This window comes from Streptococcus mitis (genome assembly GCF_946188695.1).
In the GTDB taxonomy this organism is placed as follows: domain Bacteria; phylum Bacillota; class Bacilli; order Lactobacillales; family Streptococcaceae; genus Streptococcus; species Streptococcus mitis_DF.
Map to the genome: position 1 here is coordinate 16991 of NZ_CAMHWI010000011.1, position 15838 is coordinate 32828.

At 40.2% G+C, this 15838-nt stretch carries 16 protein-coding genes and 2 pseudogenes; 4 read left to right on the top strand and 14 right to left on the bottom strand.

Features of this window, described 5'->3' with window-relative positions:
- The first annotated feature begins 81 nt into the window (after positions 1–81).
- Entirely contained in the window at positions 82–807 is a 726-nt protein-coding gene (locus tag N8L33_RS05930; protein ID WP_261059209.1) for a 16S rRNA pseudouridine(516) synthase, read from the top strand.
- A gap of 33 nt (positions 808–840) precedes the next feature.
- Here the strand turns inward: N8L33_RS05930 and N8L33_RS05935 are convergent, their stop codons facing one another.
- Positions 841–1224, bottom strand: coding sequence for a rhodanese-like domain-containing protein (locus N8L33_RS05935; RefSeq protein ID WP_261059210.1), 384 nt, complete (start codon positions 1222–1224; stop codon positions 841–843).
- Positions 1224–1493 (bottom strand): YqgQ family protein, encoded by a 270-nt coding sequence (locus N8L33_RS05940; protein ID WP_000051787.1) that lies wholly within the window; start codon positions 1491–1493, stop codon positions 1224–1226. The genes N8L33_RS05935 and N8L33_RS05940 overlap by 1 nt, the downstream gene beginning before the upstream one ends.
- Before the next feature lie 63 nt (positions 1494–1556).
- Between N8L33_RS05940 and N8L33_RS05945 the strand changes: the two genes are divergently transcribed.
- Entirely contained in the window at positions 1557–2465 is a 909-nt protein-coding gene (locus N8L33_RS05945; protein WP_001222592.1) for a LysR family transcriptional regulator, read from the top strand.
- 284 nt (positions 2466–2749) lie between these two features.
- Here N8L33_RS05945 and N8L33_RS05950 read toward each other — a convergent pair whose 3' ends face one another.
- From N8L33_RS05950 to N8L33_RS10165, 5 genes and pseudogenes are all read right to left on the bottom strand, one after another.
- The gene (locus tag N8L33_RS05950) at positions 2750–3334 is read right to left on the bottom strand and encodes an Ltp family lipoprotein (protein ID WP_261059211.1); all 585 of its coding nucleotides are present in this window, start codon (positions 3332–3334) and stop codon (positions 2750–2752) included.
- Between the two features lie 74 nt (positions 3335–3408).
- Positions 3409–3966: a hypothetical protein gene (locus tag N8L33_RS05955; RefSeq protein ID WP_261059213.1), complete on the bottom strand. Its 558-nt coding sequence runs from the start codon at positions 3964–3966 to the stop codon at positions 3409–3411.
- A gap of 57 nt (positions 3967–4023) precedes the next feature.
- Positions 4024–4998, bottom strand: a complete 975-nt coding sequence (locus N8L33_RS05960; RefSeq protein ID WP_261059215.1) for a choline-binding protein C — start codon at positions 4996–4998, stop codon at positions 4024–4026.
- Positions 4999–5024: 26 nt separating this feature from the next.
- Positions 5025–5399: pseudogene (locus N8L33_RS10200) on the bottom strand (hypothetical protein); the annotation flags it as partial.
- A 561-nt stretch (positions 5400–5960) separates the two neighbouring features.
- A pseudogene (locus N8L33_RS10165) lies at positions 5961–7877 on the bottom strand (SEC10/PgrA surface exclusion domain-containing protein); the annotation flags it as partial.
- A gap of 269 nt (positions 7878–8146) precedes the next feature.
- On the opposite strand from N8L33_RS10165, the gene N8L33_RS05975 reads away from it, so the two are divergent.
- Positions 8147–9052 (top strand): helix-turn-helix domain-containing protein, encoded by a 906-nt coding sequence (locus N8L33_RS05975; RefSeq protein ID WP_261059216.1) that lies wholly within the window; start codon positions 8147–8149, stop codon positions 9050–9052.
- A 37-nt stretch (positions 9053–9089) separates the two neighbouring features.
- On the opposite strand, the gene N8L33_RS05980 is transcribed toward N8L33_RS05975, so the two are convergent.
- Genes N8L33_RS05980 through miaA form a run of 5 tightly spaced genes read right to left on the bottom strand, consistent with a single transcriptional unit; the run spans position 9090 to position 13541 of the window.
- Positions 9090–9845, bottom strand: a complete 756-nt coding sequence (locus tag N8L33_RS05980) for an SDR family NAD(P)-dependent oxidoreductase (protein ID WP_261059218.1) — start codon at positions 9843–9845, stop codon at positions 9090–9092.
- Between the two features lie 20 nt (positions 9846–9865).
- Positions 9866–10795: a ribonuclease Z gene (gene rnz / locus N8L33_RS05985; RefSeq protein ID WP_060956052.1), complete on the bottom strand. Its 930-nt coding sequence runs from the start codon at positions 10793–10795 to the stop codon at positions 9866–9868.
- Between the two features lie 14 nt (positions 10796–10809).
- Positions 10810–11433 (bottom strand): cystathionine beta-lyase, encoded by a 624-nt coding sequence (locus N8L33_RS05990; RefSeq protein ID WP_261059221.1) that lies wholly within the window; start codon positions 11431–11433, stop codon positions 10810–10812.
- Entirely contained in the window at positions 11426–12664 is a 1239-nt protein-coding gene (gene hflX / locus N8L33_RS05995) for a GTPase HflX (RefSeq protein ID WP_261059222.1), read from the bottom strand. The genes N8L33_RS05990 and hflX overlap by 8 nt, the downstream gene beginning before the upstream one ends.
- Positions 12657–13541 carry a tRNA (adenosine(37)-N6)-dimethylallyltransferase MiaA gene (miaA, locus tag N8L33_RS06000; protein WP_261059223.1) on the bottom strand — a complete coding sequence of 295 codons (885 nt, stop codon included), beginning with the start codon at positions 13539–13541 and terminating at the stop codon, positions 12657–12659. The genes hflX and miaA overlap by 8 nt, the downstream gene beginning before the upstream one ends.
- Positions 13542–13661: 120 nt before the next feature.
- Between miaA and N8L33_RS06005 the strand changes: the two genes are divergently transcribed.
- On the top strand, positions 13662–13832 hold the full coding sequence (locus N8L33_RS06005) for a DUF3042 family protein (protein WP_001051777.1): 171 nt from the start codon (positions 13662–13664) through the stop codon (positions 13830–13832).
- A 50-nt stretch (positions 13833–13882) separates the two neighbouring features.
- Here N8L33_RS06005 and N8L33_RS06010 read toward each other — a convergent pair whose 3' ends face one another.
- Positions 13883–14722, bottom strand: a complete 840-nt coding sequence (locus N8L33_RS06010) for a thymidylate synthase (protein ID WP_166727397.1) — start codon at positions 14720–14722, stop codon at positions 13883–13885.
- A 95-nt stretch (positions 14723–14817) separates the two neighbouring features.
- Positions 14818–15777 carry an ROK family glucokinase gene (locus N8L33_RS06015; protein ID WP_000078564.1) on the bottom strand — a complete coding sequence of 320 codons (960 nt, stop codon included), beginning with the start codon at positions 15775–15777 and terminating at the stop codon, positions 14818–14820.
- Between the last annotated feature and the right edge of the window lie 61 nt (positions 15778–15838).

Below are 15838 nucleotides of genomic sequence, written 5' to 3' on the forward strand. Positions count from 1 at the left end.
AAGTGTAAATGTTTTCACTCTGCTTTTCTTTTCACGTCAAGCCTTTTCAAAGCAGGCGACTTATGATAAGATAGGCACAGTATGCGTTTAGATAATTTATTAGCCCAAGAAAAAATCAGCCGAAAGACCATGAAACAAGCCTTACTTAAAGGAGAAATTCTAGTCGATGGTTGCCCAGCCCGCTCCCTAGCCCAAAATATCGATACAGGACTGCAAGAACTCCGTTTTCAGAGCCATATCATTCAAGGCTATGAGCACACCTATCTCATGCTTCATAAACCTGCCGGTGTCGTGACAGCCAACAAAGACAAGGAACTCCCAACCGTCATGGACCTCCTTCCGCCTGACATCCAGTCTGATAAGCTCTATGCCGTCGGTCGACTGGACCGAGATACGACTGGTCTCCTCCTCGTGACCGATAACGGCCCTTTGGGCTTTCAACTCCTTCATCCTCAGTACCATGTCGATAAGACTTATCAAGTTGAAGTTAATGGACTTCTGACACCTGACCATATCCAAACCTTTCAAAAGGGAATTGTCTTTTTAGATGGCACTATCTGTAAACCTGCAAGACTAAAGATTCTATCTGCAAGTCTTTCCCACAGTCAAGCCTCTATTACCATTTCAGAGGGGAAATTTCATCAAGTCAAGAAAATGTTCCTCTCAGTTGGTGTCAAGGTGACCTCTCTCAAGCGTACCCATTTTGGACCTTGGAGCTTGGATGAGAATCTTCAAGAGGGAGACTATCGCCCCCTCAACTCAGAAGAGTTAACAAGCATTCGTGACTTTCTCAGAAAAAGTGGTTAAAAAATGAGCTCGGAAATATCCAAGCTCGTTTTCTTATTTCTCAACTTTGACTTTCCCTTTCCAAGAATCCAAACCATAAGAAAGGATATAAATATCAGAAAAACCTTGTTTTTTCAAGTAAAGTGCTGCATTTGTCACACGTTGCGCACGTTGGTTTTCGTAAAGAAGGACAGGTTTATCCTTACGAAGGGCTGCAAGACTGGTCTTCAACTGACTGGAAGGAATATTGCGGGCACCAAGAATATGTTTTCTGTGGAACTCTGCTGGGTCGCGCAAATCAATCAATTGACCCGTACGAATCAAGGCTTCAAACTCCTCATTGTCCACGATTTTAGCTGCACGTCGAATACGCAGATAGTTAAAGCCCATCCACGCCAACATTGCTAGTATAAGTGCCCACAAAATCCAAGTAACCATTAGTTCTTTTCTCCATTTTTCTCAATATAATCCAATTCTACCTTGTGCTCTCTGCGAAGAACCGCCTCTGCTTCTAGATAGTCTAGTTTATCCATCAACCCTGCATCGTAAATCCGAGAGAGTTCCAGCTTCATCAGCTCAATATCATATAAGCGTTTTCCCATGTAAACAATAATACCAAATCGTTTGAGGAATTGTTGCACATCATAGAATGTTTTCATAAGACTCATTCTAGCAAAATTTTGTGTTTTTTTCAAGAAGAGACTCACACAATGCTCCTGATTTTCCTATCTTCCTTGGCGATTCTGACGCAAGTGTGGTACAATAAAAACATGAGAATTCAACAATTACATTATATTATCAAAATCGTCGAAACTGGCTCTATGAATGAGGCAGCCAAACAGCTCTTTATCACCCAGCCTAGTCTTTCCAATGCTGTGAGAGATTTGGAAAATGAGATGGGCATTGAAATCTTTATCCGCAATCCCAAGGGTATCACCTTGACCCGTGATGGCATGGAGTTTCTCTCCTATGCCCGTCAGGTTGTCGAGCAAACTCAGCTTCTAGAAGAACGCTATAAAAATCCTGTCGCCCACCGTGAACTCTTTAGCGTTTCATCTCAACACTATGCCTTTGTGGTCAATGCTTTCGTATCTCTCCTCAAGAAAAGCGATATGGAAAAATACGAGCTTTTTCTTCGTGAAACGCGGACTTGGGAGATTATCGACGACGTCAAGAACTTCCGTAGTGAGGTCGGTGTCCTCTTTTTGAACAGCTACAACCGTGACGTTTTGACAAAAATGCTGGATGATAACCACCTCTTGGCTCACCATCTCTTTACAGCACAACCTCATATCTTTGTCAGCAAGACCAACCCTCTAGCAAAGAAAGACAAGGTGAAACTGTCTGATTTGGAAAACTTTCCTTACCTCAGTTATGACCAGGGGACGCACAACTCCTTCTACTTTTCAGAGGAAATCCTTTCCCAAGAACACCACAAGAAATCAATCGTGGTTAGTGACCGTGCCACCCTCTTTAATCTCTTAATTGGTTTGGATGGTTATACTATTGCCACAGGGATTTTGAACAGTAACCTCAACGGAGACAATATCGTTTCTATCCCACTTGATATTGATGACCCAATTGAGCTGGTCTATATCCAGCATGAAAAAACCAGCCTATCTAAGATGGGCGAACGCTTTATCGACTATCTCCTAGAAGAAGTTCAGTTTGATAGTTGATACTCTTCGAAAATCTCTTCAAACCACGTCAGCTTCGCCTTGCCGTAGGTTGCTCTTTGATTTTCATTGAGTATAAAATTGTGAAAGAGAAATAATAATAAAACAAAAAGAGGTAGCGGCCTCTTTTTGTTTTATTATTATTGCAAGTTGTCCAATGCATACGTTATCTCTTCATCCCTAAATTGGTCGGATTGGAGAGAATCTCTGATTTCGGATCTGATTTCGGAAATTGTGAGAGAATCCGGAAGTGATAGTTTATGATCTGTAGCCCTTTCTAACGCTACTTACTTCCAATTGATGCCACTATTTTCTACTGCGTATTTTACCTCTTCAGGTTCAAAGCCATCATAGTTTTGTAATTTGAACTCGGTCATAGAACGTGATAGGTTGTCGTTTTTAGCATAATCTTTAGCTTTTTCTATTGCAGCTTTTTTCCAATCAACATCTACATTATCAAGAGCGAATTCGACATCTGATGGATGAAAACGATCTTGATATAGTTTTCCGGAAATAACATATCTTGAAACGAGAGGAGTTTTAGCATAATCTTTAGCTTTTTCCAATGCATTTTGTTTCCAATCAATACCCGCATTAGAAAGTGCGTAATTTATTGCCTCATCAGAAAAATCTTCTTCCAGCAATTTTAATCTTAAATCATCGTAGGAAGTCTTAAGACTTTTATCATATGATTTAGCTTTGTTTAACGCTTCTTTTAATTCTTTATCCTTATCTTTATCTTTTTGGGATGAAGTTTGTTCAGTTTTAGTGTCTGTTTTTTCAGATTTTGAGGTACAGGCAACTACAGTAGTCGCAAGAAAAACAATCAGCCCTACTAAACTAGCTAGAGTTATTAATTTTTTAAATTTCATTTCATATTCTCCCTGTATACAATTTCCTACCTCAGTAACTTTTAGGCTACTGAGGTAAGCTTTTAATGTGTAGTCTATTTTACTCGGTTAAAGGTTTGATCTGGCTCTTGAAGATAAAGTTCCTTATCTTTCAACATATATGTTGTTTTTCCTAAATCTCTTCCTTTATCGTCTGTGATTGTCAATTCTTTCTTTTGTTTATCAATTTTCACTAGTCTTTTTTCTTTGTCTCCGTCTGAATCTTCAGAGATGACGGTCCCAGAATTTCCTTTAATCACCATGACTAAATGATCACGTCTTGTTAAAATTTCATAAGTTCCATCTAAGGGATCACTGGTTAATTTGCGAACTCCAAAGAACAGAACAAGAAAGATAGCTAGGCTTATTCCGACAGATTGTAGAGGCTTTGTTTCAAATAATTTTTTAATCTTTTCAATGAGACCATTCATATCTAGATTTTCGATTTGTTGTCCAGCTTTATCTACAAAAGCTGATGCCTCTTTTTTGATTGCTTCTACTCTATCAGGCTTCTCTTGAACTACTTCATTAATTGATTCTTCCATTCTTTCCGTAGTCTCTTCGACTTTTTCTACAGTCACTTCTTCGTTCGTTTGGTTTTCATGTTTTTCCATTATTTTCTCTTTTCTCCCTGTTTAAAATAAGTTTTATCTACAGTATAGATTATTTCCTTATTTCACCCATTTACCTGAGCCATCTACTTGGTAGCCATCTGGTGTACGTTCATTGACTGCCATCTTACCATTTGACTTGAGATAGTAGTCACCTACCCATGTGTTACGAGCATAGCTTCCTTCTGATGTTAGATAATAGTAAGAGCTATAGCTACTATCATAGATCCACTCACTCTTAGCCATTTTACCATCTGATTTGAGGTAGTAACTTCCTGACCAAGTATTACGCGCATAGCTACCCTCTGCTGTCAAGTAATAGTATGATTTATAGTTATTGTCATAAATCCATTCGCTCTTAGCCATGTAGCCACCTGATTTAAGATAGTAGTTACCTGACCAAGCATTTTGAACAAAGTTACCTGAAGCATTTAGATAGAAGTATGAATTGTACTGAACATCAAAAATCCATTGATTGACTACTTTAACACCAGCTTTGTAGTAAGAAGAACCTGACCAGCCAGTCTGACCTGAGGTAGAGTTAGTAGCTGGTTTTGGAGTTTCAGTCGCTTTTGGTGTTTCTACCTTCTTAATCGGATAATATTCCTTATCTGATATTCTAAAAATTTCTGAACGTCCAAAATAACGTTTTCCAAAATCATCTACACTATATATATCTAAATAATAATTGCCATCCTCTACTAGAAGTAAATTAATACCCGACTGTAATCTATTCTTGCCATCAAATTTACCAAAATAATGCGATTCAGTCAAAGTTCCAGTACTCTCATTAACTATATCAAAATAGAGAGAAGTGCTATCATTAACGTTGGAACTTCTTTGTAGGTCAACTAAAAGAGTAGCTGATGTAGAACCTCCCGCTGTCGGTATTAAGGTGATTTTCAAGGGATTTTGAGTATCCTTGACACTCATATCTGTTAAGGCATGAACCTCCATTGGTTTAGAAGCCATAAGACCCACTGATAACAACGAACCTGCTAATAAAGAACTAACTAATATTTTTTTATTTTTCATGATTTCAAATTCCTTTTCTTTTTTTCTTATCCTATCCACTCACCGTTATCATTGACTGTATAGCCATCTGGTGTAGTGGTGTTTACTGCTAGAGCTCCTGAACTGTAGGCATAGTACCATTTACCAGAAACTGTAAACCAGCCTGTTTTCATAGCACCTGACTGGTCAAGATAATACCATGAGCCATTTTCTTTAACCCAGCCTGTAGCCAGTGAACCTGAGTTATTCAAATAGTACCATGACCCATTATCTTTAACCCAACCTGTAGCCATTGAGCCTGAGTTGTTCAAGTAATACCATGTGCCACCAGTTTTGACCCAGCCAGTTTGCATCCAACCTGCGTGGTCAAAGTAATACCAAGTACCCTTGATTTGTTCCCAGCCGTTGGTTGTATATGAACCGTCAGCATGTTTGTACCACCAGCGACCAGCTGACTCAATCCAGTTGCCATCTTGTGAAGGTTTTTCATCTTCTACTTTCTTGAGTTCTGTATCTGTTTTCTTATCCGCTTGTTTCCCTGCAAGATACTCCAGATACCAACCTGATAAATTGTAGTCGTCCTTGCTTTCAGCCTTAACTAACTTATCAAACTCTTCTTGGATTTCAGCTAATTTAGTTTGTTCAGTTTGTAATTTAGCTGTAACGGCATCCAATTTGTTTTGTGCCAATTTTGCAGTAGATTTTGCTTGAGTTAGTTTTGTTTTCAAGTCAGCTACTTTTGTTTGCACATCTGCAAGATTTTTATCTGCGTTTAGATAAGCACTCAATTCTGTTGCAATTGCTTTAGCATCTGACACCAATTTGTCTTTTTCTGCATGGAGCTTCGCTTGTTCATCTTGAAGTGCAGTCAACCTGTTTTCTTCTGCTTGCAATTTTGCTTGCGCATTTGTAAGAGCAGTTTCAGCATCTTTTTGTTCATTTTTAGCTGTAGCTAGTTCAGCTTTAGCTGTTTCAAGAGCAGTTTGTTTTTCTGCTTGGCTTCTTGAGAAGTTTTCAACAGCTTTTTCAGCGTTTGCTTTACGTTCTTGTGCATTTTTCAAAGCAAGGTTTGCCAATTGCAAGTTCTTTTCAGCGACTTCTGTTTGAAGTGGATTAGCTGTTTTACTTGCCAATTCTTTCTCAGCTTCTGTTTTAGCTTCAAGTGCAGAAGCATATTTACGTGAAGCGTCTGCCAATTCTGCTTTAGCGTTTGCAAGAGCAGTTTGAGCTTGACTGTTTTGTTTTTGTGCTTCAGCTAGTTTTGCTTCAAGTTGGGCAAGTTCATTTGATTTAGAAACTGGAGTTCCTTCATTTGAAAATGCTACAATCATACGATGTTGACCATTGATATTAGCTACATCAATCCCAATATATTTTGCAAAGTTTAGGTTTGCACGAAGGTGTCCCCATCTGTATCTTTCATTTGAAACAGCATTATCAAGATATGTTGTGAACATTAAAGTGTTATAGACGGCTTGTTTTAATTCATACATATTTGAAATATCAGAGTTCATGAAGGAAATGTTTTCAACAGCATTTGCTACGTGACCATGAACAACTGGGTCTAATCCACGTTTTTCATATTTTTCAGCTTGTGTTGACGCTAAAGTGACAGCTTCTTTAGTTGTTGCTGTTTCTGATTGTACGTTAAATGAATTTTTAAATGCATTTCTGATTTGTTTCAATCCATTAACATAAAATTCTGAGATTTCAAGTTTTTGAGCTTCTGTCAAGTTATCAATATCAACTGGACGATTTAGATCAGCATTGTCATATTTAACGTTAGCATTTGATTGTTTAACAATGTTAGCAGAAGCTTGTAGAATGACACGACGTAAATCTTTTTTAATTGATTCATTTGTAGTTGCGTCATCTAATTTGACTAGCTGTGCGAATGTTACAACATTTGAAGACACACCAGCTGATTTCAATACATCTGCTGAAAATCCATTATACACATTTGATGGAATAGTGAATGTTGGATTTGGAATGTTCATTCCTTCAGATTTATTCAACTTAGCTTTTTCCGCATCCAATGCAGTTTGCGCTTCTTTTTCTTTAGACGCTGTAGTATCTGCTTTTTCTTGGATAGATTCAACTTTTGTTTTATCTGCGTCCATCATTTCTTTAGCTAGTTTCAAAGCATCGTTTTTGACGTTCACATTGTTCTCAGCTTGTTTGATGGCTTCTGCACGGTTGCTATCTGCTGTTTTAGCGGTTTCGACAGCTTTTGTTGCGCTTGAGATATTCGCATTGGCTTGTTCAATATCTTTTTCAGCTTGGGCAAGTGAGGCTTTTGCTTCGCCAAGTCCTGAACCATTTAGAGCGTCTTCAGCTGATTTTACATTCGCTTCTTTAGCGGTTACTGTTTTATCCGCTTCAGCTTTCTTACTTGTTGCGCTTGCAACGTTAGCTGTTTCAGTTGCTACAGTCTCAGTTTGGGCTTTAATCGCTTCAGTAGACGCTTCAGTTGCTTTTTGATTGGCTTCTTGAGCTTTTACATTGGCATCTTGTTTAGCTTTTGTAGCAGTGATATTTTCTTCTGTAGCATTTGCTTTAACAGCTTCCGCTAACTTCAATTCGTCTTTAGCGCTTGTCAAAGCAGTTTCGGTAGTTGTGACAACTTTGTTAGCAGAAGTAGCTTCAGCTTTTGTTGTTTCACTTTCAGCTTCAACTTGCTTAACAGTAGACGCTTGAGCATCAAGAACAGGCTTGACATCAGAAGATTTCTTCACTTCTGGTTTTGCATCAGCTACAGGTTTAGAAACAAGAGCTGGTTCATTGACAGCAGTTGCATCAACTGCTGTTGTAGTAGTTGCTTCCTGAGCAAATGCAGGCACACCAACAGACGCAAGCGCAATAGCTGTTGAAGTTGTTAGGGTTTTCAGTTTCTTCATCATTTTCTCCTTTGATGGCTGATAGAATAGGATTGAGTGGTAAGTCAATCCTTGTTATACTAGTATAACAAGCCTACTTTTTAGCTATTCTTTCCCTTATAATACCATAATAGATATTTAAATTTTTCGGCATTTAAACTATAGTTTCAATGTTATTTAAAAAATCCAAAAATAGCATAGAATTCTAATATTTTGTAACTATAGTTTTCTTTCTCCATTTTTTTCTCTAAATTTTTGTATAATAGTCTTAGAAGTATGTAAGGAGATTATTTATGGAAAATCTATACCCATTTGGAGCTACATTTAAATACCTGCGCGAAGCACGAGGACTCAGCCTAAAGGAAGCAGCATCAGATATCGTATCACCACAGTTCCTAAGTCAATTTGAAAAAGGAGACAAAGGAATTTCACTTGAAAACTTTGCCAAACTGTTAATTGTTATCGGAGTTGAATGGAATGATTTTGTTCTAGCCTATGCAAATAAAGGTGGAGACTGCTTAGAATTACCTGCTATTGAATTTGGCAAGCATGTGGTCCACGAAGAAGATATTCTCACTTACATTGAAGAATACGAAAAATTATTTGATGTCTATCTAAAAGACAATCCACTTCAAGCAGAGATGATTTTTAAATCTATCAAATTAAGACATTATCCAACCATATCAAAGAGTCCAGAAACTGTTGCCAGAATTCAAAACATTATCAATCATTTAATGAAGTCGGATGTCTTTAATAGTATCGAACTTGAAATTTATCGCGTCATCGTCAATCATTCTCCTATGGAACTTATTGACCATATGAGCAAACAATTACTACTTATGTATAAAGAAAGTGCCAATACTGACACCTACATCCGTATTTTAAATGCTCTTACTTTCTCCGTCAAATACTTCTCTGAACTGGGTTACTATCAAAAGGCTGACGATATTATTAAAAAAATTAAATCACTTCAGACCTTCGAACGAGGCTATCTGGCTATTCCCCTCATGTTCCTAGAAGTTGAACATGTTTACAATCAATTTAGATGGAATAAAGCTGAGGCTATTCCCTTAGCCAAGAATTTATTTAATTATCTTCAAAGCGCAAAATTTATTGATCAGCAATACTACTCTAATTTTATCAACGCCTTCACCTATCATTGCCATGCATTAAATAAGACTGGTATTGATTTGTTCTAATCGTCAAAAAAGTTGCTCCATTTTAGGAACAACTTTTTTACTTATAATTAAAAGTTTCCCCTGCCAACTTATCAGCTAGTTTGGGAAAGAGGGTGTAAAACTTATGGGCTAGATTCAACAAAATTGGGAGATTGAGTTCGCGTTTGTTTTTACCTATAATCTTAACAATTTTTTTAGCCACTGCATCTGGTTCTAGCAGGAAGCGTTCAACCGACTTGAGATAGGTTCCATCTGGGTCGGCTTGGTCGAAAAATCCTGTACGGATTGGTCCTGGATTGACTGTTGTTACATAGACTCCATAGGGCATCAGTTCGAGGCGTAAGGCATTTGAAAAACCGATAGCCGCAAACTTGGTAGCTGAGTAAAGACTGGATTTAGCAGTCGCTATCAAACCTGCCATACTGACGATATTGATGATATGACCTTTTCGGCTTTCTTTCATTCGAGACGCAAAGCGACGAGACAGGTTCATCAGGGCAAAGGTATTGACCTCAAACATCTGATGAATATCTTGGTCGGAAATCTGATCAAATTCCTCCAAAATACCGTAACCAGCATTGTTAATCAAGACATCAATCTTGCCATAGCGGACATAGAGATCTGCTACCAGAGATTCTAATGCTGAGTCGTTGGTAATATCGATTTCAACCAATTCTGCATGGGGATGGCTTCCGTAGAGTTGAGCTAATTTTTCCTTATTTCTACCAAGCAAGATGAGTTGGTCATTTGGCAAGAGTTTGACCATTTCTTGGGCTAGGCCACCGCTAGCTCCTGTAATGAGAATAGTAGGCATACTTATCCTTTCTGTGACTGCTAGATTTCCACTTCTTCCAAGTCTTTGACCACATGGACATTTTCAAAAACACTAGCAGCGTCTTTTTTGAGCTTGCTGATATCTTTTGAGAGAAAACGAGCACTGATGTGGTTGAGCAAGAGGCGTTTGGCACCTGCTTCTACTGCTACTTGTGCAGCTTGCATATTAGTAGAGTGACCATGGTTACGAGCAATTTTTTCATCACCCTTGCCATAAGTTGATTCATGGACCAGGACATCGGCATTGACAGCCAGACGCACACTGGCATCCGTTTTTCGAGTGTCTCCTAAAATAGTGATAATTTTACCCGGACGTGGGGCTGAGATATAGTCTGCTGCCTTGATTTCAGTCCCATCTTCGAGAACAACATCCTGGCCGTTCTTGATTTTCCCAAAAAGTGGGCCAAATGGGACACCAGCAGCCTTGAGTTTTTCAGCATCCAGCGTTCCTTCTAGATCCTTTTGCATGACACGATAGCCAACACAGAAAATAGTGTGGTCCAGCTCCTCTGCATACACCGTGAATTTATCGGTTTCAAGGATTTTTCCTAGAGAATCTTGGTCAAATTCATGGAAATGAATCTTATAGGGCAGGCGTGAACCTGACACACGAAGGCTGGTTAAGACAAAGGACTTGATTCCTTGAGGTCCATAGATTTCCAAATCTGTCTGCTCTTCATTGGCCTGAAAGGCACGGCTAGAAAGGAAACCTGGCAAGCCAAAAATGTGGTCTCCATGCAGGTGGGTGATAAAGATTTTGCTGACCTTACGTGGTCGAATTGTGGTTTCAAGAATGCGATTCTGCGTCCCTTCTCCACAGTCAAAGAGCCAAACTTCGTTAATCTCGTCCAAGAGTTTCAGGGCGAGACTTGAAACGTTGCGGGCTTTAGAGGGCTGACCAGCCCCCGTTCCTAAAAATTGAATATCCATTCGATACTTTCTAATTAATCAATATATAACATGGCTGTGCGGTTTTCCGATCGGAAATAGCGCTTGCCAGAAAAAGCAGCAGCTTCTTGCAATAAATCCTCTTGGCTGTAACCTTTAAGACGCTTGCGACCATCAGCCAAGCTTTCCAAATCAGTCAAAGCTGTGAGACTTTCCACGCTAACAACTTCCTCGTCCCCGACAGGCTTCATGTAAATCTTACCAGACTCTTCAAAGACTAGCTGATGGGGGAAAATTTGTGCAATCTCAAAAAGCAAGTCATCTGAAATCTTCTCTTCATTCTCAGAGAAAATTCGACCAAGGCCCTCTCTCTCATAGCAAAAACCAAAGGATTTACCAGACAGATTAAGCCTAATAAAAGACTTATTTTCTAGGGTGAAACTTGGCTCAACGTTGTAGAGATTTAGTTCCTGACTGACTTCAGCAAAATAATCCGTCGCAGCCTCAGGACTCTTTTTCTGGTAGAGTTCTGCAAAATAGGCATTGACCACACTTGGCGGAGGAGTGATCAGTGCCAACTGCTCCTGCTCTGTTTTACCAGCTAGAAGTTGTTCTAAATAGACCTTATCCAGACTTGTATAACCTCCATACTTTAGAGCCAACGTTTTAATATCAGTCATAAAATTCCTCTAACCTCCATTTGTTTTTCTCAGAAATGTAGCCTGTAATGACTTCCCCGTCATCCTGATAATCACGTTCTTCCAGAATCGCAACACTTTCTAGATCATGAATCTTGTAGGATTTTGAAAAAGGCACGCGCAGGGTAAATCTCTCAAAAATATCCTTTATTTTCTCTAAAAATAAAGCCTGCAAGTTCTCACGACTATTCTCAGACTTGGCAGAAATGAGGGCATAAGGCGTTTGGGTCGGCGTAAAATCCTCCACCAAATCCGCTTTATTATAAAGGGTCAGGCGAGGAATATCCTCCATGTCCAAGTCTTTCATGATAGACAGAACCGTTTTTTCATGTTCCTCGTGGTAAGGATTGCTGGCATCGATGACATGAACCAGAAGGTCCACATGCTTGCTTTCTTCCAAGGTTGACTTAAAACTAGACACCAACTCTGTCGGTAGGTCTTGGATAAAGCCCACGGTATCTGTCAAAGTTACTTGGAGATTGCCCCCTAGATGAATACTCTTGGTTGTCGCATCTAAAGTCGCAAAGAGCTCATCCGCTTCATACTGGGTCTTACTGGTCAAGGTGTTCATGATAGTTGACTTTCCAGCATTGGTGTAACCAATCAAACCAATCTTAAAGGCGCTCGACTCCAGACGTTTTTCTCTGACTGTGGCCCGATTTTTCTCAACCACCTTGATCTGGCGCTCGATATCTGTAATTTGATTGCGAACGCTACGACGGTTCAGCTCCAGCTGGCTTTCACCAGGGCCACGGGAACCAATTCCCCCTGCCTGACGGCTGAGCATAATTCCCTGACCAACCAAGCGGGGCAAGAGATATTTTAGCTGGGCTAGGTGGACTTGGAGCTTCCCTTCATGGCTTCGAGCCCGCATGGCAAAGATATCCAAAATCAACTGCATACGGTCAATGACCTTAACACCGAGAACTTCCTCCAGATTGACATTTTGTCGCGGAGTCAAGCGGTTGTTGACAATGACAGTGGTAATCTCTTCTGCATCCACCATGAGCGCAATTTCTTCCAACTTACCAGAGCCGACAAAGGTCTTGGAGTCATATTTTTCACGTTTTTGCCTGTAGCTATCTACAACGACTGCCCCAGCTGTCTTGGCTAGACTGGCCAATTCTTCCATAGAGAGGTCAAAATTGTCCATGCCCTGCAATTCCACACCGATGAGCAGGACGCGTTCCTCTTTTTTCTCCGTTTCAATCATCTAAAAACTCCTCTATCTGGCTTAAAATGCGGTCTTGCACACCAGACTCTCCAATCTGATAAAAGGTAACCTGCATGCGATTACGGAACCAGGTCAGCTGACGCTTGGCAAAACGACGGGTCGCCTGTTTGAGACTCTCACTCGCTTCCTCCAAGGTCTGCTCCCCACGGAAATAAGGAAAGAGTTCCTTGTAGCCAATGCCTTTAGCAGCCTGTACATCAGGATAATGGTCAAACAGCCACTTAGCCTCATCCAAAAGCCCAGCTTCAAACATCAAATCAACTCGATGGTTGATACGTTCATAAAGCTGACTACGTTCATCATCCAAGCAGATAATCAATGGTTCATACAAGGTCTCTTGATTTTCCAAATCCTGACCAAAATGGGCTATTTCCAAGGCGCGCATAGCACGACGACGATTAAACTGAGGAATTTCAAGGCCTGCTTGCGCCACAAGATGAGCTAATTCCTCATCTGTATAAGGCTCCAAACTAGCTCGATAAGCTAAAATCTCCTCATGAGGAGTCTCCCCACCTAGATGATATCCTTCAAGTAAGCTCTGGATATAAAGCCCAGTCCCACCAGCGATAATGGCTAGTTTGCCACGACTGTGAATGTCCTTAATAGCCATCTTAGCTTCTGAAACAAAATCAAAAGCCGAGTAAGACTCGGTTACCTCTCTAACATCGATTAAATGATGGGGAACAGCTGCCTGCTCCTCTGGACTAGCCTTAGCCGTCCCAATATCTAGACCTCGGTAAACTTGCTGGCTATCACCGCTCACAACTTCCCCACCAAAGCGCTTGGCCACTTCAATGGCAAGGGCTGTTTTTCCAACAGCAGTCGGTCCAACAATCACAATTATTTTTGTTTTCATCTTTTTTCCTTGAAAAATTCCCATTTTTTCGTTACTATTATTATAACACAAAAAGGTCAGTCAGAAAAATGTGACCTCTTGAAGAGGCTGGCTGATTAAGAAGATAAAGGAGGAAGACTCATGGCTAAAGGATTCGCTAAAGGTCTTGTAACAGGTGTCGCAGGAACTGTCGCTGCACTTGCAGGTGCAGTATACGCATTTAAAAAGAAAGTAATCGAACCAGAAGAGCAAAAAGCAGCTTTCATCGAAGAAAACCGTAAAAAAGCAGCTCGTCGCCGCGTATCACGTTAAGAAACAAAAGAAGTTGGGATTTATTGTCTCAACTTCTTTTTTCTATTCTTTTAAATAGCTAGGTCAAACTTCAACTGCGGCTTAACAGGATCATAATCCACCAACTCAAAATCTTCTGCTTTGATATCAAAGAAATTAGTTCCATCAGGAACATTTAAAACCAAGCGAGGTTGGCAGTTTGATGGCTCACGACGGAGCAATTCCTGAGCTTGTTCAAATTGATTGTCATAGATATGGAGATTGTTGATGAAATAGAAGAATTTCCCAACCTTCCAGCCAAAGTGTTTAGCAATCATCATTTGAAGAGCCACATACTGCATAGCATTGATATGGTGGGCTACCAGCATATCATTGGAGCGCTGGGTCAAGGTCGCATCCAGATAGATTTCTCCATCTACACGTCGAACATCAAACATGGTCTGAAAGGCGCACGGAAGAAGGCCGTCTGTCTCCTCAAAAGCTTGGTAATCCCAGAGAGAGATAATATTGCGGCGATTCCAAGGGTTGGTTTCCAACTGTTTGAGAAGCTTATTGATGATGTCGTGTTTCTTAACAACGGCACCATAGCGCTCACCGATGGTTCCTGTATCTCCAACTTCCCAGTCATTCCAATAGTGAACATTATACTTGTCATTGAGAACTTCTAGGCTATTAGACTGGTCTTGGTAGATCCAGAGCACTTCCTTAATGGCGGATTTGATGGCAATAGGACGCAAGGTTGTGATAGGAAATTCCCCCTTGGCCAAGTCATACTCGGCAAAGGCACCGGTTACGTACTTGGAGTTAGCAACAGTCCCATCCTTGTACTTGGGACGCGCTTGCTCTGAAAAGACACCGTCTTTGAGGATTCGTTCAATATTCTCTTTAAAAATCGTATCTGCTTTTGTCATTCTCTCACCTCATTTATTGTCCTAACTAGTATAGCATAAAAAAAGAAAGGAGGAAAATCACTCGCTTCTGGAAAGCAATTTTCTCCTTTTTTATTTTACTGCAATACAAGTGATGCTGCTCCGATAACTCCAGCGTCATTTCCTAGAGTTGCAAGAGCTAATTTTGTTGATGTGCGTACTTGTGGGAAGGTATTTTCATCGTAGACTTTTTGAACACCTTGTAGAAGGAATTCTCCTGCAGCTGATACACCACCACCGATAACGATTGTTGATGGGTTTAGGATTGATCCAATGTTAGCACAAGCGATTCCCAAGTAACGTGAGAAGTTACGGTAAACAATCAAAGCAAGGTCGTCTCCTTCTTTTGCAAGGTCAAAGACAGTCTTAGCAGTTACTTCTTCTCCATTATCAATCAAGCGTTTCAAGGCTGCATCGCCTTCATATTCATCGGCATAGCGACGAGTCAAGTTGACAATTCCTGTTGCTGAAGCAACTGTCTCAAGGCAACCTTTCTTACCGCAAGTACATGCGATTGGTTGGTCAAAGTCAACAGTGATGTGGCCAAGCTCACCAGCTGCACCAGCAACACCATGAAGCAATTTGCCTTCTGCAACGATACCTCCACCAACACCAGTCCCAAGTGTCATAAAGACAACGTCTGGTTGGTTATCTCCAGCACCCATCCAGCGCTCACCAAGAGCTGCCACGTTGGCATCATTATCGATGAAGAATGGAATGCCCAAGGCTTTTTCAATTTTTTCTTTGATTGGTTGAAGGGTTTTCCAGTTGAGGTTGTAGGCACCAATAACAGTTCCTTTTTCACGGTCAACCACACCTGGTGACCCCATTCCAATACCTTGGAAGTCCGCTGCTACCAATCCAAGCAAGTCCAAACGGTGTTGAATAGACTCAATCATATCATCTACGATATGACTTCCCTCATCCAAAATATTAGTCTTGATAGACCATTTTTCTTGGATTTCTCCTGCTGTTGTTAAGATTGCAAATTTGATAGAAGTTCCACCAAGGTCAATCCCAATAATCTTTTGACTCATCATATTCTCCTTTTTCATTGTATAGTAATTGAAAATGCTTACAGATATAGTATAACAAAAT